The sequence below is a fragment of the Phenylobacterium sp. genome, assembly GCF_030697925.1.
Lineage (GTDB): Bacteria > Pseudomonadota > Alphaproteobacteria > Caulobacterales > Caulobacteraceae > Phenylobacterium.
The window spans coordinates 14,871-34,357 of the sequence record NZ_JAUYOJ010000241.1; the positions used below are offsets into that span (position 1 = coordinate 14,871).

Here is a 19,487-nt window from a genome sequence, read left to right on the forward strand (position 1 = left end):
TTCTAGAAATGCGGGCGTCGGAATGGAGTTTTCGGTTTCGACTGCAATTCTCAAATCGTTGCGGAGGCGCTAGGCGCCTCCGAAAATTGCTACGATGGTGGGGGGCCTTGGGTCCCTCATGCCTCCCGGAAAAAACGCATCTAACCCTCGCCATAGACGCCCATCCCGGCGAGATGACGTGGGTTATCCGATGATATTGGCGACGATCTGCGGGCTTAAGGCGGTGCCCTTTTCACTCCGGTATCCGAGCACCGCGAGTTCGGCCGCGATCGCCCGCAAGGATCGCGCCTTGCCCGTCTTCGGGGATTTCCGTGCGAGACGCTTCGCCTCGCGGACGATAGCCGGGTGACGTTCGGCATGTCCCTTGCGGCCCTCGCACTTGCCCTGGGACGCCCGGATGCGCTCACGGCCTTTACGGAGGCGGTCGACAATCTGGCGTTTCTCATAGCCGTGCATGGCACCGACGATCTGGCGCAACAGGACCTTGATCGCGTCGTCATCTTCTGAGAGGTCCACGCCGCCTGCTGTTACGACCCGCACCCCGCGCTTCGCCAAGAGCGCCAGACCAAGCTCTTGCGTGACTACGTGGCGCGCGAACCGGGCCTGATCCTCGACGAGAACCATCTGAATTTCTTCAGTGGCGCAGTGATCGAGAAGAGCGAGAAAGCCTGCCCGATCTTCGATCCGATCTTCGCCGGAGACGGCTGCGTCCCAGAAGCAGGACACCACCTCCACAGCGTTGCGCGACGCGTACCCCATGACGGCGTCGTTCTGTCGATAAGGCGAGTCTCCGTCGACGTTGGCGGCAGATGATGTCCGAAGGTAAGCGGTGGCGCGCATTGCAATTTACCGGTGTTTCTCGTTACGAAAACACCATACAAAAAAGGGGTTTGGAGTCAATCTTTGTCCTGTTTTCCGAAGAAATCAGGACAAAGAAGGTATGTGGCGGGGTTTTCCGCGCCAGCGCGAATGCGCGCGGCCCTAATTTTGAGCGGTCAGCCAGCCGCGCAGAGCCACCCGGACCACGGCGGAAAGGTCATCGTTCAAGTTGAACTCATTCCACCACGTGGGATCGAAACTCGTCTCGGCCTCCAAGTCGAACAATATGAGGCGATCCCCATGCACCACCTGGGACCGCACTGCGTAAATCTTGTTGCGGCTCGCCTGATGGCGTTCGCCCGGAGCGTAGGTTTCGAGGAACGCCCTGAACGTCGCGCCGATACCGGGGTGGTCGTGAGTCACGTCCTTACCGCAAGCCGGACAGTGCAACTCATGGCTGGCGCCGCGTAAAAGCAAAGCCTCCACCGCCGTCACCAACGACGCGAACGAGGCCGAAACACTGGCTCCCCATTGGCGGCGTGCGAGGTCGAGCCAAAATAGGCTCCGGTCAAAACGAGCACGCTGGGACTCCGGCAAGTCGAGATATCGACAGATGGACGTGTCGAGGTCGGACGGGACCCGCAAGTGGCCGCCATCATGACCGGATCGATCATGGTACTCGCCAGCCTCGATCTCTTCGATCCGTTTGGCGGCCGGGGTAGATGGAACGTCCCGGAGAAGCTCACCGGGATCAACCAGGTAGGACCGCTGCGCCCAGACAACTTCATGTCCCTCGGGGCTTTTCACAATAGCCCATCCCGCGTCCGGCTGACGGTCTGGCAGGTTTGTTCGGCCGGCGAGCAGCAGGTTTAGGAGCCGGGTCAGCCGGCGATGGTCTCGCCGTCTGCGGTAGCGCGTGACGGCCAAGAATCCACCATCGATCACCGGGTATTCCAGTATGAAAGGGTGTTCCGCCATCTCCACGGGCGGGCGCGGCGCGCCTTCCATCATAGGGAGAATCTGGACGCCGGACCGCTCCCCTCTCCAGGAGCCTTCCACGCGGAAACTGCAAAAGCTGATCCCCCGGCCGAACCGGGGAACACCGGAGAGAAGCGCCGCGCCAACCTCCTCTTCGATCGCCCGCCACTCAGCGCGATCGAAGGCGGCGCCGGGTCTAACGTCACTCAACCTGTTTCGAGGGAAGAACAGTCGGACGTGGCAATTTGGCCCGGCCTCCGGTAGCGCCAAGCTGGGTGGGTCGCCCTCCCTGAGGTCCAGTTGACCAGGGCCGCCAATCCGTTCGTTGAGGAGAAGGCGAAGCTCGCCCGGATCGAGCGCCGACCATTCCGGGCGGTAGAGGTTGGTGACGGCCATGGTGACCTCCGGCGGACGGGAAGCAGTGTAGCGGTGTCGTTCTCGCTGGATAGCTCGCCGCCATGATCCGGCTGAATGGGGCGGCGCCCTCGCGACTAAGAGTGTCGGCCGGCCATGTAGGGTGATGATAGGCGGTGTGCTCGCTCGGGAATCAGCGAGCGTCAAAACAGTTGCTAGACAAGACACGCGAGCGTGTGAACCTGACGCAGGTTTTGAAGTGGGGGGGCGCGGTGGCTGGCGTCGAAAAGATCGCTAAGACGGCAGGAGTGACGCTACTCCTGTTCCTGATTTTTTGGGCGTCATACGCGCTCGCCCATGCAGCAATCGTATTCGTTGTCTCTTATCTCAACCACGTCGCTAACAATATCGCCTCTCCGAGACAATATACTGAATATGCAGAGCGGTTCCTAACCTACAACGCGAGAATAGTCGGCGCGGTTTTGGCGCCAGCAGTCTCCGTTTCGATGTGCAAATTTGTTGGCAGGAAGATGGGCGGCGAGAGATATAGAACTCCGCTTACAATAGGCATCGTACTGTTCGTCGCCGGAGGTTGGCTACTACATAGCCCCAACTATCGGGAACTATGGGCGGACAAGGCGATCAATATCTTGGAGAGTGTCGCTATAATATCCTTCGCCGTCTCGCTCCTCTCGACGGCGACATGGGCAGCGGTATTTGGTCCGATCTTACGACCGATCATTTATTTCATAATTCGAGACAAGAGATAGGGGCCTTCGAAGTCTTCACGACGGCAGGAACGAGTCATGAAATCTACAAGTGTAAATTATAGTTCAATCTGTCTGATGATTGCCGACTGCGTGCGAGAATTCTCGAAGCATAGCTCGGGAGAGGCAGGCGGGCGCCGCGAACGCGATACTTCCGATGTTTAATTGGGACCCCATCTATCTGAAGAACGTCATGCCAGACCGTGATTTCATCGAGCGTACACACCATGGCGCATAGGTTCTCACGCCAGACTCCAACCCAACTCTAGAAAAAATGTGGACAGAAAACGGCAATAGATAAGCTCATCAGTGGATATTACCGGCTTTTGTCCGGTTTATTATGTGAGGACTTCTGCGGTTGTAGTCTGTGGATGGAAGCTGCCATCACCAAGCCGCTTCTTCCTTGTATTTCTGTTCGGTTGTCCTAATACCTCGCGATATGTCGGCCGGATCGGCGGCGAGATTGACGCCCAAGATTTTCCACAGCCTTGCGTCCAATGCTTCGACCACACAAGGCGCACCGATCGGAGCACCGGACTCCAGGTTCAACCACGCCCCTTTCAAGGCGCCCTGTCGGCCAAGGCGCTTCTCCTGACCACGCCACCAAGCGGCAAGCGTCTCCTGCCCGGTCTCGCCGTGATGGGCGTTTGTTCCAGCCTCTAGACAAGCCGCCAGTGCTTCAGAAAGTGCGCCGGTCAGGACGTCGGCGATCTCCATTCCAGCCGCCCTCCTGGCCTCCCGGACGGCTTCGCCGATATCGCATCGCCGCCGATAGATGTCGGGCAGAACGTCACCGCGCCATGGGCGCCCGGATGCCTCCAAGGTCAGCACCACGTCCACCCACAGGCGGGAGCCCGGAACGGGGAGCCTTCGCCGTTCCGACTCGCGAAGCCGAACCGCCCACCCCATGCCCCAGAGATCAACTCGCCCTTGGAGATACTCCGGAGACCCGGCGAGCATACGTCGCAGCGCTCGTTGACCGGTCGGGTCGAGTCCGAGCGCAGCATGAATCTCGCCAGGCGTCATGACCCCGCCGTGGTCCGCGAACAGCGCACAGAGCTGGACCTTCAGCCTGTTCGTCACACCCATTACGTCTGATCGATCAAGCAGCGGACCCGCTATGAAGGTTCCCCGCCGACCCTGGGCGAGAACGCCGCGATCCCGCATCTGGTATAGCGCGCGCCGCAACCGTCGCTCGCCCTCGCCGCCGCGACCGAACCGCTCTCCCAATACCACCGCCATGTCGGCATGAGTGAAACCGTCCGGCGCACGGGCCAGTGCTTCTCGGGAGGCTTCAAGCACTTCCATTGTGAAACGACCGCTCATTGGGTCTTGGCGGCGAGTAGCTTCATCCGCCAACCGTCCGGCGACCTCTTGAGCTTCCAGTTCTGCCCGTCGATCGCCCACACCCGACGTTCGAGCCCGTCCAGGCGCTCGTAAAATGCGGCCTCGTCTTGGCCCTCGCTTGTGAATGCGATGGCCGATCCCATGCCCGCAGCCCATTGGAATAGTTTTGCTTCCGTTAGGAGTGCGTCTCCATGCGCCGCCACCCACTTCACGGCGAAACTGCGAAGGCCGGCGTCCTCACGATCCACCCGGATCGCCCGAGGGTTCTTCAGAAACCCCGTTATGCCGCAGACCTCCAAGACACCTCCGACCGCGCTTACCCAGGCCTCGAAGCTGGGAAGTCGCTCCGCTCCAGCGAACGCCGGCCTTCCGACCTGTATCCAATATTGGATCATGGTCAGCAGGGCGGCGATAAGCTCACCGCGATGGTCCGGAACCCAGGTCTTAAGGTGGTGCTTGTAGGTCCGCTTCCGGACGTCCTCCTGGTCCGCATCCAAATTGATCCAGACCACGCGCCTGGCCATTTCGTTCGGAACGACGGGGCTGATCCCGGTGAATATTGTAAGGAAATCGTTCGGACACCTGATCCAGTCAGACTCTCCCAAGAGGCGCCCGCTGACCGACGACGAGGTCGAAAATCGCAAGATGGTCGGCGAGTTGAGCCTTGTGATGTTGTCGAGGAAGCAGAACCCCCGCCCGGCCCTCGCCAACGCGAGCATCACCTTTTGCATCTCGTCATTATTGTCAGTGTAGGGAACGGTTTCGGCCTCTTCTCCGTCGAAAATCAAAGACGACAGGTTCGCCAGTTGAGTGGCGCCCGTTCCCGCTATTGGCTTCACGATCCCGAAAATCGGCGACACCGCCCCGATCCCCTTTCGCATGAATGGGGTCAGCAGCATCGCGATCGCGTTGGCCTTCGAGACGTCAGGGGTCTCGGCGCCGTCTAGTTCATCCGAAAAGGGGAAGTCCAAGAGAAGATCGTTTTGGATCAGGCTTACGGCGTCGGCGACCTGCTCTGGCGTCAGACACTCGGAAATTTCAGGGACGATAAGGTCGCCAAGGTCGACGCAGAAGTCTCCGAAATGCCCATCTCGATCTAGGCGATCCCAAGTTTCATTGAACGTGGGCGACCGAACGACGGTCGGTTTCGGTGGCAGCGCCCGAGCTATCTCCTCGAACTCATCAGAAATCTGTTCGCGAGGTGGCGCCTCCTTGATCATCTGCGCGCCAGCCTTCCTCACCTGCGCGACAGACGCCAGACTGGATACGGCGGCGTGAAAGGCCCCTGGCCGAAGGTCTTCATAGATTACCCGGCCAGCGCTATCCTGGCCCTTCCGTGAAACCTGGCCGAGATTGTTGACCCAGACGGGTTCGTCTGTGTTTTGCAGTAACACGGTCTGGCGAATGAAACTTCGGCAATCAACCTGATCGATCGCCTCTTGGTAATTGAGGATGCGATGACCATTCGGAAGCGTCGTTACAGTACCTGACGCGGCCCCGGTTTCTTCCTTCGGCTTCGGGAGACGCGCGGTCACCTCGCGTCGCAGCACGGTGACACTAACTTGAGTGAGTTTGCTGAGGCGCTTGATCGTCACCTCGCGGTCCGACATGACCGCGAGATTGGCGATCTCGCCAACGACGGCGTCCCGCGCGATGATGTCGCCGGCGCCCATATGGTCGATCTGGGCCAGGATCGCGTCTAATGCGTCCTGTCGCGCCTGCGGCGTCGGCGGCGCCGCGATTTCAGCGACGTCCGCGTTGTACTCGTCCGAGGTGAGCACCTCTTCAGGAAGACGCCCGTCCGCGATCATCGCCGCCAGCATGTCGAACCCGGTATATCTCCGACAACTCTCGTGCTGGCATGAGATCGTGAAAATCGGGGATGGCCCTTCCCCAGCATTAGTAACGAAGCAAGCGGTGTCATTTGGATCGCCAGCGTTGCTGTGGCCGCTGTCAAACGGGCACTCAATTGTGACCTTCGACCCATTCCGGCTACCGCGAATATGTTCGTCGTCGTGGTTGCGCACGGCATCGGCGATCTGGAAGCCGGGCGCGCGCTTGAAGAAGCGCCCGGCAAGTTCACGCCCGGCTTCGGTTGATGTCCTTGACCCAGAACGCGACCCGTTCGGCGTCGATAGCCCGGACTCAATTTCCAGTGCCTGCCAGTCCAGGGGATTGCCGCCGAACAGGTAAGTCTCATGCGGACGATCCGGCGCATGCGACGGCAGATGGAAGGCGCGATTTAAATCCGAACCAGTTCGATCGATCGATAACCCGCCCAACTCGCGGGCCACGGCTTCAGGAATGGCGCGCCACCGTGCCCGCCCCTCCGCGTCGGTAGGTCCGTTGTCGGCGATCACATAGGGTTCGGCGAGGGGAACGATCACCCGCCATCTCGGAAGCGGTCGGTGCGAGATCACGGCCTCCCGGCCCGCCCGTCCCTGCAATACTTCCACCGAGACATTCTGCACGAACACCGGATCGTACTTCTTCGTCTGGAGTAGAAATTGGGTTGCAGCTGCGGGCGTTGGCTCGTCACCGAGGTTGTTGTTCCGGCACCACCTGACCAGGGAATCGAGCGGCACCCGCGTTTCAGGCTTCATATGCGAGTGGGTGGACGTGAGCACGGCCGCTAGGCCCGCCGCCTTGATCCGTGAGATCATTTCCTCGGTGGCGAGGCCAGTATCGATATCCAAGCCAACGAACGCCATCGATATGACCGCTGCGACTTCACGGGGACCCCTTGGAAGAGCGCCTAAGACCAGTGATGCGGTGTCCTTGTTGGCGCTTTCCTTGTGGCGGCAGAATAGCTTCAGGACACCAGCGGCCGTCATGTCGATCGGAGACCATATTTTCGACTTGATCCCCGCCGCCCGCGTCACCGTCACAATGCGCTGAAGTGCCGGGGCCTCCCAATCGATCGGCGTGACGATCTTGGCGTCTTCGAACCGGTCGAAGTCATCGTCGGACGAGGCGAGGGTATCGGAGTCGTCTGGGTATTCTTCGCTGATTGCGTCCCGCCAAGCTTGTTCGTTCCAAGACGGAAGAGCTAGCGCCTCGTTGTGATGGTCCATTTGATACCAATGTTGACCCTGCACTCCGCATGGTGGAGGCACAGTGTCGCTTCGTTAGTGGCCCGCATTCCTGGCCCGCTTTCCACCAGGATCGAGACGCGCAACTCAAACGTCAAGCGCTTAGTAAGTTGACAGACAGCTCCGAACGCGCACGCGAGTTTCTTTACTTACCGTGGCTGTCCACACAGGAGTTCGCTTCCGCGCTATTTCTAGAGTTACGGGTCTCCATGCTCGGGATGCACTGGTTCACCGTCGAACTCTTCCAGAAGTGGCGGCGCTGTTGCCCGACGACCCGGTGACGAAAGAGGATCATCCATCCCCCTCCTCCCAGGGCCTTGCCACCTCGCGTGCGACGGCGCGGCTCAATGCGTCGAGGGTCTCCTCACCAGCGCGACGGCTTCCCAAGTCCACGAACTCGCTGCCGAGGGCGAGCAGGCGTGGCTCGAAACGGACTCTGATCCTACGTGGCTCGAATCCCTGCTTCAAAATCTCGACAAAGCCGCTCCGGACCGGCTCGAAATCCAATTGGAACACTGTTTCGCAGTTCATGCTTTCCACCACCATGACCAGGTCCCGAACCATCGTCCAAAAACGAAGCTCCGGTGAACTGAGGCGTGACGGGAGCCACGGGCCGCCGAGGATTCCCCGGCGCCATGCGTCGTCGTCCCACAGGTCGCCAAGGCGTTGCGTAAAGTAAGCCGCTAGTCGGTCAGCTTCGCGTGACACGGCCTGCCCACGGGCCGCATGGGTCACATGATGGGCGTGGGCGGTCTGCCGGCTCACGTCGCCAGCCCCGGCGATTCACCCGTGCGCGCGAAAATCGGGCCGGCGCGTTTGCGGAACCAATCCTTTACGTCGTTCTCTCTGTAAAGAATCGGAGTGTGAGGGCTCAAGCGGCACCCCGCCACGCCTTCTCCACGCCTGCAAAGCTCTAGAAACCAGCTTCTGGTGAACCGTGGGGGGAGTCCCCATTTTTCAACAATACCGTCCCAGTCGATGAGCCGATCCGGATTAATATCCGTCGCAATCGGATGGCCGATTAGTTCTGAGTCTGCTTCCAGCACCGTCCTCATAGCGACGTCACCGGCTTGCCGCCCGCATTTGCGTGATCAAGGCGTTGTGTCGCCGTAAGTCCGCTAAGGTCGGGCTTGGCGGGGGCGGTGTGCGACCCCTCGAAGAGGATCGCCGCATCTTCACGCGGACGGATGACTTTGAGTACAAAATCGGCGAGGTCCATGCCGGCGTGATCCCTTCCAGTAACGGCCCAGCCTCCGAAAGAGTCTCGGCCGATACCAACGGCATTTAGTCGGTTTATGAGGTCCGGGATGGCCGATGCCTTCACGCGGATCGTTGGCGCAAGTGCAGTCAGGTAATGAAATAGTCTCTCAGAATTAGTCATAGATGGAGGCGTCGCTCTGTGATGAAGGGAGGCGCACACCCACATAAGAATTAAGCCAACGGCAAGGGGTCGGCTTGAGCCCCGAAGACCAATCGCGATGTCGGTGTGCTGTCGTGTAGTTGAGGCGGCCCCCGCCAATGACTACGCGATAGATAATTTATCTCAGAAATCTCCCCAATTGTCAAGAATTCACGCGAATTGGATAGAAGTATTGTTGCGAATATCTTTGATTCATTGTTAGTTCGCGCTGAAATTTTTATTGCGTATTGAAGCTCTCTTAGCAGCGGTCGGGTGACGGCATGAACTTCGATCAGGTCGGCTTGGCCGTCGCGGGCGGCATTTGCGGTGCTTGCCTGACCCAGGCCGCAACGTTCCTTCGCGATTGGCTCGTGAAAGGAGAGGAAGGTCGGTTCACGGCCTTGACCTTGGCGCTGGCGCTGGAGGACTTCGCATCCAGGTGTACCCAGCCCGTATTTGCCCTGGAGAACTACGCAAGTTCGAATTTCAGGACCGCCGAGCCTAGCGGCTCGATTCCTAAGCTCCCTGAATATCCTGATCGTACGAGCTGGAGATCAATCGGTGTCGAGCACGCGTCCAACGTCCTGAGCTTCCGGGTGATGGTCGACTCCGCGCACTCGTATCTCTCCGACGTATGGGAGCACGAGGGCAGCGCTTCCGTGTGGGGTAACGCGTCAGACAAAGCCGTCGAACTGGGCGCCGCCGCCCTAGAAGTCGCTGGCAAGCTAAGAAGGGCGTTCACGCTTCCCGCCATGCCAAAGGGCGACAGCTTCGATGCGGAAGTCTTTTTTCGAGACCGCCTCGCTGATTTGGCCACCCGCCGCACAGCATATGAGAAGGCGGGCGCGGAAATGTGGGCGGAGTTGGACGCCGAGGTCGCTCTTACGGAGCCCTCGGAGTGATCGCTCGATTACCGCGAGAATTCCCCTGGATCGTCCGAGGTAGGGTTCTCCCCCGCCCATCGAATGCAGGTCAACAAACACAGTCGGGTGAGCTGCTCCGCTAACCCTCTCGTGCCGACCCAATCATGACCCAGTTTCGAGTTCGTGCCATGGACAGTGCGGCTCCGGCCCTCACGGTAGACCTGAGCAACGGCCTGACGGAGAGTCGGGCCGTTGCTCCGGATTGGGATTCCGCTCTCAATTCCTAGCCTTGCCGTGACGAGCCGCTCTATTCCCCCGGCGCCTCCGCCCATGGCCAAGGCGTCAAGGGAAGCTGAGAATTTCACGATGCCCATCAGGGAGACAGGGTCACGACAGCCCTCGTGAAACCACAGAAGGGACTGAGCGAGAGCCGTCGTCATCCTTGGCCGGGAGACATTTCCAGTCGGGCTGACAATGCACGCGAGTATCTCGCCGACGAGGCGGAAGTGAGCTGCATTGGCCGAGAATATCTCTTCCCACTCGCCGGGCCTGAGCCAATGAGATCGCGGCAGGTGGGACCAACTAGACTGGGAATGCATCACTCCTGGTAGGAAGATCAAAGTCTGCTGTCGATGCGGGATGCGGTCAAAGTTGAGGTTCAGACCTTCCAAAGTCTTGGATGGTGTCTGCCATAGGAGTGCAATTGCCGCCATGGCCAGTCGTACGGCCGTTAGAGCCTTGTCGCGCCCGGCTTCCGCCGCAAGGCCATCAATCAGCACGCTACATACGTACGGCGACTCCTCCACCGTATCCCTGACCACGCGCTCATTGATGCTGTCGCGAGACGGGCGCCGCTTGCGCAGGCGGAGGCCTTCCCAGCTTCGTTCAATTCGCCGCCGCGCGGTTTTTGAAATGTCGCCATCCCGGTGCTTGCGATCTAGCCAATCAGAACGGCCTTCGAACCGGACGATCCCTATCGAAAAGGGCTGGATCGCCGTGTTGCCGAATAGCGTGCAGCCGAACGCGTACTCCCGCACACCATAGTCTGCATTCTGTCGCGACAGGTCTGATTTGATCGTTGCTAGAACTGCATCGGCGTTTGTCGACGGGTCAATATCGAGGTCAATTGACACAAGCGCAGGTCCGAAGGACTTCCGGACGGATGCACGCCACTCGGCGCGGGTGTACTTGGGCGCCAATGCTGGGTCTGCCGCCATCAACGCGTCGGCCACCGTCGTGATGCCCTCGTCAAGTTTGCGAGACACGACAAGCGAGCCGCCGTTCCCAGCGTCGATCAGGCGAGGAAGGGGAAAGTCGTCATCTGCCACGTCGTACGGGCTGGGCACATTCTGGAGCCTGGTCAGCTCTTCGATGATGTCTGCAATCTGGTTGCCAATAGTCGCCACGTTCTCGGTCCGCGCTGGCGTATTCTATCAATCAAGGTTGTGCGTCAGCGGTCTCGAAGCGCACGACATCAAATCCGGCTGGCAGGGTCTTGATTGGCCACCGCGCGTGGATGTTCTCGTAGACGGTGATCGCTGGAACGGTTCTGGTCCGAAGAATGAATCCGACGCCGCTGAAATTGTGATTAGCGCCTGGCCTGAAGGCTCGGTTCTCACCGTGGTACGAGTCAACCATCCGGCTGTTCTCGTCATATTCAACCTCCCACTGGCCATACATCGCCGCCACAAAATCCGTCTGCTCGGTGCCGAAAAGTTGCAGGCCGTCGAGATTGTTCATGACCAAGAGAATGGCTTGATGGCCATCCTCGGCCACCGTTCTCATCTGGCCGCGCGCGGCTTTGATCCTCGCGCGAACGTGGTTGCCGACAGTCCGGCTGCGCAATTCCGAGGTGAAGTTTTTGTCCGCATCGATTTGCTTGATCTCGAAATAGATCGTCTGGCCGAGATGGAACACGCGATAGTCAGGCGTTCGGACTGTTATCGCTGGGACCCGTTCGAACGTAATAGAATGCGCAGCGCAGAACTGTTCGAACTGGATTTCACTCGCGGTAAGTCTCGTCGCCATCGCTCGCTGTCGACTCACTGAAGACATGCGTGAATTTAGCACGCGAAAGCCACCGCCCGATTCAGCCCCGCCCAGAGCCTACAACAGGCGAACGAAAGCGACGCGATTCATGACCATTAGGCCATTGAGTAAGCGCGAGAAACAGATTGCCGCGATGTCCGTCGCCGAACGGATCGCCATGGCGCGAGCCAAGGCCGACGCGTTAGTGGACCGTTGCCTTGAGGTCGAGCGCATCCATGCAAATAATCGGTTCCTAATCTACGGAAGGGTCTTCGGGGGCAGCCTTGACCACACGTTCGCCGGCAATGCCTACGAGGCGCTGCGCATTCATTCATTCTCGTTCGAGGTGCTGCGCAGCATGGCTCTTTGGGACAATGCGTCAGAGGACCGGATAAGCATCCCAGAGGTGATCGCACTAATCAAAGAGCCTGCCGTGATTGCTCAAATCAAGGCCGAGTTCTTCGCCGGCTACGGCGCAGAGGAGCGCAGTTTTCTTACAGGGGAAAGCATCAAAGGTCGGTTCGAACGAAATCTGCGCCACGCCCTAAATCTGGCGGCGGCGCTGAGCGTGTCCCAACGCTTGAAGAGCCTTAGGCGGCAGCGGGACAAGTTCTATGCCCACAACCTTACCATCGAGACCCTTGCACCCAAATTTGGATATGAGCGGAAGTTGCTTCGGTCATCGCAACGCATCGTCAATGGCCTTAGAGGTGTGCTGTCCGATGCTGGACTGGACTTTGCGAACACCCGCGAACTCAATAGGCGGCACGCGACCGAGTTCTGGACCGGGCTAACTTGGCATAAGCCCTAGAACGATTTCGTCCGGCCTGGAACTGGGCGTCTTCATCCGGGGCTGGCTGCGGGACACGTCTCATCGTTCAACGGCCGGGGCACCTCGAATGGTGAAGCTCACAGAGAGCCAGCAGCGGGAACACGTGAAGGGCGCGCTAGGGAACCTGGAAGCGCTTTGCCGCGTCTTCGACGAGGGAAGCCCGTATATCGCATTTTCGATGGCAACGGAGGTTCGCAAAGTTCTGGTCGACAGTCCGATTGCGACCCGACTTCGCGGCGGCCTCACCTTCAGTACGCCGGTTAGTAGCTCGACCGAATATAATCTGCTGCCAGAAATGAAACTGGTCGCAGCCACCATTTCAAGTTCTCCCGCACGGATTTCATTCGTTCATCAGGCGGGCGCTGACATGCTCCCGACCAAGCGCCTTGCTTTCCGGGACTGGTGGAACAAAGACATAATTCATCGAGCGGGCGCCGCACCGATCGGTGCCTCCGAGCCGGGCACCGTGTTCGGAAATCCGGAACACCATGTGCCGTATGAGAAGCGGCATACGCTGGTCAGACGGACGTTCGTGGATTGGGTAAGAAACCGGCTTGGCGCACATCTGGACGGGGAATTGCCCGATCTTCTGGATGAATTGCAGCGCTCGGAATCGATGGGAGCGCGCTTCGGCGTTGGTGCCCTCAGCACGCTAGATGGAACGCTGCCAATGGTTGTCGGACCGGCTGCCGCCATGATGCGCCAAGTCGCATGGGAAGTGCTAGATGCGTACGCCGTGCTGCGGCGGATTTAGGAATAGGTGAAGCCACCAACCGCCAGCAAGTGGGAAGATGGCTAGCATTTTGCATCCGGCCCATAGCGTGCTGACCCACGCGCCGCCTTATACCGCCAGGCTCAAACGGTTGGCGTGGCGGGACGAATGAAGTTGTCGTGCTGGCAAAAGAGGCACATGCCTTCGTCATCGAGAACGTTCGCCTTGCATTCATCGGCCTTGCAGTCGCGACGCTCGACGACGCTACTGATGCCGCAGACCTTACAGTCGAGCGTCGTCTCGGATCGCTCCTTCGTGCGGAGTTGCGCGAGCAACGGAAAATCATCCGCGTAGTCGCGGTTCGCAGTGGCGTAGCAATTGGGGCAGAGGTAAGCACGGCGCCGTTTGTCGAAGCCCAAGAATCGTTTCGCCTGGGCGGGCTTGAGATATTTCAGAGCAAGCTCAATGTCGTTCATAACTCGATTTCGCTCGGTCTCGCCGCCATCGATGATGCTCACACGGCTCTGAGATTCCTGCTGAATGCAGCGCTCCGGCCAAGGCATCTCGTTGTAGAGCGTCTCGGCGGCCGTGAGGACGCTGATGATTAGTGTGCCAGGCTCGAATGTGTCCTTCGGAACCGAGTGCATGAGCTTGTTCCGCTGCCGGCGGATGTCGTCGAAGAACGCTCGGAAGGTGTCGTCGAGCGGAGCCGTTGAAACGGCGTTGTGGACCTTTGTCAGATCAACCGCGTCGATGGTCCGGAAATCGCTGAAGGAGGCGTCAATTGTTGGCCACTTGCTGTGTTCGGTCGAGATCAAGATGAAGGGTGAGATCGCCGTGATGCGGCCTTTGATCCCAAGCTCCATCGACTGCTGGATCAGACTTAGGGCGTTCCCAAGTGCAATCTGCGACTTCTGCCAATACTCCTCAAGCATGGCCTCATCGAGTTCGGCGCCGGTGTATTTCCCGTCGCTTCCCCGGAGTAGATCCATTGCGATATCCCACGCGAGATAGAGCAGGTTGACGCCCGCATCATGGAATTCCTTGGCGGTGGGGATTTCGGTGATCATCGGATTGACCGGGCGGAGCGGTTCCAGGGAAGCGTGCAGGTGAGCCTCACAGCTTCAGTCCATACATCACAGGCATATCAGCCCGAAGGGACCTATTCTGCTAGCTTGGGCTTCCGGTGTTTATCGTTCCGTTCCCGCGCCCTAGCCAAAACGTCGTGGCGCGCTCTAACGAACACGTCCTCGATCACCGTCTCCAACATCTCGAACGCGTCGAGGGCCTCATCGCGAGTCACCGTGTCGTGAGTTCCCAGGTTGCCGATCCACTTGGCCGCTTCGATGAGATCGGCCTGTTCAACCCACTTCCCGTGGTCGAGTTCACGGAAGAGCTTGATCCGTGTGTCGAGCCAGAGAGGACCGCCCTTGTCGTTGCGCTCGGGAATGCCGAAGTCGGTCAGGATCGCTTCGACGGCCTCTCGGACCCTACTCGCCGCCGCCTTCTGATCGATCCAGAACAGCGTGGCGGCTTCCCGAACCTTCAACTCGATGGGGCGCGGGACCTTCGGGGGGATTTTGAATGGGAGCGGAGAGGGGATGACCGATAGAGCCTCGTAACTGACCTCGGTCTGGTAGTCGTCTTCCTCGGGCACCCAGAATCGGAAGGTATTGCGATTGCCCGAGATGGTTCCGGTTTCCCCACAGACCGGCGCGTCGCACTTCATGTGCGCCACGAACCGATCCACCATGTCGTCATGGTTCTCGGAGGGGTCGCTTTGGCTGATCCGCTCCGCCCGGCTCTCGGTCACTTGGATGGTCTTGAAGACGATCCGGTAGGTCCCAGCCTGACAGGCCGGGCACGGCCATGACGGGATCGCGATCCACCGCTTCCACCGCTCTTGATCCACGCCGTCCACCCGCTGTCGAAAGGCTTTCCCATAGCACACACCTTCGACCGTTGAAGGTGACGCCCGCAGCCAATCCGTTGCGACCTTGACCTTTAGCGTCGCCAATCAAGTCGGCGCGCAATTCTGACCGCCTTCACCGAGATGTCGCAAGCGTAGACCAGCACCTCAACACCTGCATCGGCGACCTGTTCGAGCCCGTTGGCGAAGGCAGGGTCCAGTTCGTGGCAGGCGGTGAAGGCGTCGCAGTCGGTGCGCTGGACCACGAACAGCACGACGGCGCGATCACCGGCAGCCGCCATGGCTTCAAGCTCTCGCAGGTGTTTCAACGACCGTGCGGCGACGCAGTCGGGGAACTCGGCAAGGCCCTTCGTTCTCGATAGGTGGCAGTTTTTCACCTCTAGCCAGAGGCGACTTCCGGTCTGCGGCTCCGGTGGTTTTAAAGATTGACGGTTCTTGACCTCCAGCCAGCAGGGCGCGCGGCCGTCCTGCTCCAGCAGGAAATCGACGCGGGAGTTTTGGCCATACTTCACCTCGCGACGATGGCTGGAATAGCCGGTGAGCTCCGGGATGGCGTCCTGGGCCAGGGCCTCGGCCACCAGGCGATTGGGGTGCATGGTGTTGATCCCCACCAGCCCGCCGTCGACATCCACCAGTTCCAGGGTGTGGGCGAGCTTGCGCTTGGGATCGTCGGACTTCGACACCCAGACCGGCAGGCCCGGCATGTTGAGGCCGAGCATGGCGCCGGGGTTGGGACAGTGGGCGGTGACCGGGGTCCCGTCGTCCAGCACCACGTCGGCGAAGAAGCGCTTATAGCGGCTGACGAGCGCGCCACGGGCGAGCGGCTGGGCGAAGTCCATGGCGGGGGTCTCTGGCGCGGAGGAGGCGAGGGCCCTCACTTAGGAATGTGTCGCCGGGAGGGCCAGAAGTTCCTGAAAATGGGCCGCATTTCACAGGCCCGGCGCGGCTGTGGAAAATTTGAATGGCCACGCTTGCATGGGGCCCGGGCCCGAGGGACAGGCTTGCGGCGGGGAATGTCGTCGAGGCGACACGGGCGAGACTTGAGCGACAGCGACGTGGAGCCCCATGCCCGATCTTCCCGATCAGCCCGCCGAATGGCCCCATCAGCTGTGCGCCGCCGGCGCGCTCGCGCTGATCGGGATCGTCTGGCTGCTGGTCTTGCCGGTGGCCGCCACGGCCTATGCCGGCCTGGAGCTCGCGGCGCGCATTCGCCGCGCGGCCAAGGCTGGGCGATCCGATCGGCCAACTATCGACGCCTGTCCGCCTCTGGAGTCAGCGAGGCCGCCTATTCGGCGACAGATGTGATCCTCTCCGGAGCCGAGCGTGATTTCTCGCGCCGGTATCGCGCTGCAGCATTCCTGGAACGATCCTTGTACGGTAAGGTTCGAGATTGTCTTCTTGAGCCAAATTGTTACAGCGCGAGCCCCATTGATGAATCTTCGCTTCGGAAAGTCGCCGCTGAATTCCGGGCTCGGGGTCGAAAGCGTCGACGCCAACAGGGCCGTTACATTGCCCGGAACGGCGAAGACCAATTCAGTGAGCTGGCGCCAGACGGCGTATCTGTTCGGCCTGCTGATCGTGGTCCCGACCGTCACGCTCGTGGTGCTTGGCGCGCGTTTCGGCTTCATGGGCCCGAGGCTCAATCTCGATCTTCCGCTGCTCTACCTGGCGACGGTCGTGGCCAGCCGGATAGTGGGCGGGCTGGGCGCCGTGCTCGGCATCGTCGGCACGGCGTTCGTGGTCGCCATCCAGCTCCTGCTGGGCATTGGGCTGGTCTATATCGACAATGTCGCGCTGCTGGGCGAGTACGTGGAGTTCGCCCGATATTGGCCATGGGGGCTCATCGCCTTCTGGTTGGCGGCCGCCCTGGCCGCGCTGACGGCCCTTTATGCGGTGCTCACCCGCATCAATATCAGCCAGGCCCGGCTGCTGCCTGTCGTGGTGCTGTTGCTGGCGGTGCTGGGCGTCGACCTGCTGGGCCGCACGGCGATCGGCTTCGAGTTGATCAAGACCAACGCGGCGACCAGCAGCACCGTGCGCTTCGCCAAGGTCGCCAGGGCCTGGGCCACCAATCCGGGCTTCGTCCACGCAAGGCATCCCGGCCAGTCGATGGCGAGCGTGTTGATGAGCCAGGCGGTCACGCCCGACCGCATCCTGTCCGTCTCCGTCGAGGCCTTGGGCCTCTCCAGCAACAAGGTGTTCAACCAGGCCATCGTCGCCCCGCTGGAACAGCGCCTGGCCGGCGAATATTCGGTCACGGTGTCGGCCCACGCCTTCAAGGGCGCGACCCTGGCCGGCGAGCTGCGAGAGCTGTGCGGCCTGCGGATTTCCGGCACGCCGACTCGATCCGACTCCGAGGCGATCCGGCCCGAGTGCCTTCCGGCGAACCTGAAGGCGCTCGGCTATCAGACCACCGGCTTGCACGGGAATTCGAGGTATTTCTACAATCGCGGGGAGCTCTACCGAGCGATCGGCTTCGACAAGTCGATCTTCTATGAGGACCTCGCCGGCGCGAAGATCTGCAAGACCCGGTCGTTCTCTGGCACCTGCGACGCCGACGTGTTCAAGGCGGCGCTTGAGGCCATGGCCCAGGGTGAAAAGGGCTTCGCCCACGTCATGACGCTGCAGACCCACTTCCCGCTCGCGGCCATGCGCGCCGAGGATCACGATTGCAGCAAGATCGGCCAGGTGCAGGACCCCAACCTCTGCATCTACGCCAACCAGTTCGCCGACGTTATGGACGAACTCGCCAGCTCGATACTGGCGGCCACGACCAAGCCGGACGTGATCTACATCTACGGCGACCACGCGCCGCCCTATGTGGTGGCGAGCGATCGAATGTTCTTCAATCGCGAGAGCGTACCGTTCATCACCCTGACCCGGCGAGCCACGGCGGGCGTCGCCAAGTGATGCAGTTCGAGAGGAGCGCGCTCGAGGGCTCCAGCCCGATCAGCCGACCGACGATCGGGCGTCAGCTGCGGGCGGCCGTCGTGCTGAACCCGAAGGCCGGGACGGGAGTCCACGGCTTCTCGAAGCTGTTGCGGAGCCACCTGTCGCCCGACGCGGTGCGGTATGAGCTGATCCTGACCCAGGGGCCCGGCGACGCCGAACGGATCGCGCGGGAAGCCGCCGCGGAAGGTTACGACATGGTCGTGGCGGTAGGGGGAGACGGCACGGTCAACGAGGTCGGCCGCGGCCTGCTGCGGAGCAAGTCCACCTCGATGGCGATCGTGCCGACGGGATCGGGCAACGGCGTGGCCCGCCACCTTGGCATTCCGATCAACATCGCCGGGGCCTTGAGGCGCCTGAACAACCCGTCACTGAAGATGATGGATGTGGGCCGCATCAACGGCCATCCGTTCTTTTGCACGGCCGGACTCGGATTCGATGCTCACGTGAGCAAGTGCTTCACCGGATCGAAGCAGCGCGGGCTGCTGACCTATGCGCGGCTGGCCCTGCGGGAGTACCAAGCGTTCAAGGCCAAGCCGATCAGCCTCAGGCTGAACGGCGTCTCGACCGCCGCCCACTGCTATGTGCTCGCCTTCGCCAATGCCGCGCAATACGGCAACAACGTCTATATTGCGCCGTTCGCCGACGTGGCGGACGGGCTGCTGGACGTCTGCCTGATCCAGGATATGCCGATCCGCCGCGCGCTCAGGGTGGCCTACGGCCTGGCGGTCGGCGACCTGCCCAAGTCGAGGGCGGCCATCTACCACAAGGCCAGCGAGATCGTGGTCACGTCGGGCGCGCCCATCGGCTTCCACGTCGACGGCGACTATATGGGCGAGTGCGATCGGTTCGAGGTGAGCCTCTCGCCCTTGGCGATCAGCGTTTGCGTCTGAGCCGGTCCCTGGAGCGTGACAGCCTGAAGCGGATGCCGGTTCAGGCGGCCGTCACGCTCTAAACTTTTGAAGATAGACCGTTTTGGCCCGGCCAGATGAGTCCATCTGACCCGGAAAGGGTCTAGAACATTGAGCCCTGGTAGCTGCTGAAGTCGAAGAGAACCTGCAGCGGAGCTTCGGGATTGTAGGCGCCTTCCAGGATATGCGTGGTTTCGCCGGGGACCTGCGGTGTCCAGGACGGCTGCCCGTCCAGAACATAGGTCAGGGCGCCCGGGACGCCGGGGTGGCTCGCCGACCATTGGCTGAGGGTGTCGAGCCCCCGATCGGTGGGGACCGCGATGCGGATGTTGCCCAGTTCGACAGAGACCTCGACCACGCCCTGGCGGATATAATCGGTGGCCTGGTTGTTCGTGAGGGTGACGTCGACGGTGTCTTTTAGGGCGATGCGGGCCTTCATGTCGGCGAAGCCGGCGACAATGTTGTCGCTGATGATCAGGCCGTCGGCGCCGTTGACGGAGATGCCG

At 60.8% G+C, this 19,487-nt stretch carries 19 protein-coding genes; 7 read left to right on the top strand and 12 right to left on the bottom strand.

Annotated features, from left to right (window positions below):
• Positions 1-183: 183 nt before the first annotated feature.
• Positions 184-840, bottom strand: a complete 657-nt coding sequence (locus tag Q8Q88_RS23920) for a recombinase family protein (RefSeq protein ID WP_305677682.1) — start codon at positions 838-840, stop codon at positions 184-186.
• Positions 841-981: 141 nt separating this feature from the next.
• A complete protein-coding gene (locus tag Q8Q88_RS23925; RefSeq protein WP_305677683.1) occupies positions 982-2,193 on the bottom strand; it encodes a HEPN domain-containing protein in 1,212 nt (403 codons plus the stop codon).
• A 194-nt stretch (positions 2,194-2,387) separates the two neighbouring features.
• On the opposite strand from Q8Q88_RS23925, the gene Q8Q88_RS23930 reads away from it, so the two are divergent.
• Positions 2,388-2,921 (top strand): hypothetical protein, encoded by a 534-nt coding sequence (locus Q8Q88_RS23930; RefSeq protein WP_305677684.1) that lies wholly within the window; start codon positions 2,388-2,390, stop codon positions 2,919-2,921.
• Positions 2,922-3,302: 381 nt separating this feature from the next.
• Here Q8Q88_RS23930 and Q8Q88_RS23935 read toward each other — a convergent pair whose 3' ends face one another.
• From Q8Q88_RS23935 to Q8Q88_RS23950, 4 genes are all read right to left on the bottom strand, one after another.
• Positions 3,303-4,244, bottom strand: a complete 942-nt coding sequence (locus tag Q8Q88_RS23935) for a hypothetical protein (protein ID WP_305677685.1) — start codon at positions 4,242-4,244, stop codon at positions 3,303-3,305.
• On the bottom strand, positions 4,241-7,339 hold the full coding sequence (locus tag Q8Q88_RS23940; RefSeq protein ID WP_305677686.1) for a hypothetical protein: 3,099 nt from the start codon (positions 7,337-7,339) through the stop codon (positions 4,241-4,243). Before Q8Q88_RS23940 ends, Q8Q88_RS23935 begins: the two co-directional genes overlap by 4 nt.
• A gap of 309 nt (positions 7,340-7,648) precedes the next feature.
• Entirely contained in the window at positions 7,649-8,122 is a 474-nt protein-coding gene (locus Q8Q88_RS23945) for a hypothetical protein (protein ID WP_305677687.1), read from the bottom strand.
• Between the two features lie 286 nt (positions 8,123-8,408).
• Positions 8,409-8,576 carry a hypothetical protein gene (locus Q8Q88_RS23950; RefSeq protein ID WP_305677688.1) on the bottom strand — a complete coding sequence of 56 codons (168 nt, stop codon included), beginning with the start codon at positions 8,574-8,576 and terminating at the stop codon, positions 8,409-8,411.
• 461 nt (positions 8,577-9,037) lie between these two features.
• Between Q8Q88_RS23950 and Q8Q88_RS23955 the strand changes: the two genes are divergently transcribed.
• Positions 9,038-9,658, top strand: coding sequence for a hypothetical protein (locus Q8Q88_RS23955; RefSeq protein WP_305677689.1), 621 nt, complete (start codon positions 9,038-9,040; stop codon positions 9,656-9,658).
• A gap of 8 nt (positions 9,659-9,666) precedes the next feature.
• Here Q8Q88_RS23955 and Q8Q88_RS23960 read toward each other — a convergent pair whose 3' ends face one another.
• A complete protein-coding gene (locus tag Q8Q88_RS23960; protein WP_305677690.1) occupies positions 9,667-11,025 on the bottom strand; it encodes a hypothetical protein in 1,359 nt (452 codons plus the stop codon).
• 31 nt (positions 11,026-11,056) lie between these two features.
• Positions 11,057-11,536: a hypothetical protein gene (locus Q8Q88_RS23965; RefSeq protein WP_305677691.1), complete on the bottom strand. Its 480-nt coding sequence runs from the start codon at positions 11,534-11,536 to the stop codon at positions 11,057-11,059.
• A 220-nt stretch (positions 11,537-11,756) separates the two neighbouring features.
• On the opposite strand from Q8Q88_RS23965, the gene Q8Q88_RS23970 reads away from it, so the two are divergent.
• Positions 11,757-12,458: a hypothetical protein gene (locus Q8Q88_RS23970; RefSeq protein WP_305677692.1), complete on the top strand. Its 702-nt coding sequence runs from the start codon at positions 11,757-11,759 to the stop codon at positions 12,456-12,458.
• A gap of 88 nt (positions 12,459-12,546) precedes the next feature.
• Positions 12,547-13,233 carry a hypothetical protein gene (locus tag Q8Q88_RS23975; protein WP_305677693.1) on the top strand — a complete coding sequence of 229 codons (687 nt, stop codon included), beginning with the start codon at positions 12,547-12,549 and terminating at the stop codon, positions 13,231-13,233.
• A gap of 101 nt (positions 13,234-13,334) precedes the next feature.
• Here Q8Q88_RS23975 and Q8Q88_RS23980 read toward each other — a convergent pair whose 3' ends face one another.
• The 3 genes from Q8Q88_RS23980 to sfsA all read right to left on the bottom strand — a co-directional run bounded on the left by Q8Q88_RS23980 (position 13,335) and on the right by sfsA (position 15,960).
• Positions 13,335-14,261, bottom strand: coding sequence for a hypothetical protein (locus Q8Q88_RS23980; protein WP_305677694.1), 927 nt, complete (start codon positions 14,259-14,261; stop codon positions 13,335-13,337).
• Positions 14,262-14,353: 92 nt separating this feature from the next.
• Entirely contained in the window at positions 14,354-15,112 is a 759-nt protein-coding gene (locus Q8Q88_RS23985) for a DUF4145 domain-containing protein (RefSeq protein WP_305677695.1), read from the bottom strand.
• An 83-nt stretch (positions 15,113-15,195) separates the two neighbouring features.
• Positions 15,196-15,960 (bottom strand): DNA/RNA nuclease SfsA, encoded by a 765-nt coding sequence (gene sfsA / locus Q8Q88_RS23990; RefSeq protein WP_305677696.1) that lies wholly within the window; start codon positions 15,958-15,960, stop codon positions 15,196-15,198.
• Positions 15,961-16,186: 226 nt separating this feature from the next.
• Between sfsA and Q8Q88_RS23995 the strand changes: the two genes are divergently transcribed.
• From Q8Q88_RS23995 to Q8Q88_RS24005, 3 genes are all read left to right on the top strand, one after another.
• Entirely contained in the window at positions 16,187-16,426 is a 240-nt protein-coding gene (locus Q8Q88_RS23995) for a hypothetical protein (protein WP_305677697.1), read from the top strand.
• A 231-nt stretch (positions 16,427-16,657) separates the two neighbouring features.
• Positions 16,658-18,031, top strand: coding sequence for a sulfatase-like hydrolase/transferase (locus Q8Q88_RS24000; RefSeq protein WP_305677698.1), 1,374 nt, complete (start codon positions 16,658-16,660; stop codon positions 18,029-18,031).
• Entirely contained in the window at positions 18,031-18,963 is a 933-nt protein-coding gene (locus Q8Q88_RS24005) for a diacylglycerol kinase family protein (protein WP_305677699.1), read from the top strand. The genes Q8Q88_RS24000 and Q8Q88_RS24005 overlap by 1 nt, the downstream gene beginning before the upstream one ends.
• A gap of 121 nt (positions 18,964-19,084) precedes the next feature.
• Here Q8Q88_RS24005 and Q8Q88_RS24010 read toward each other — a convergent pair.
• Positions 19,085-19,487: hypothetical protein (locus tag Q8Q88_RS24010; protein ID WP_305677700.1), on the bottom strand; the 403-nt coding region annotated here is incomplete at its 5' end.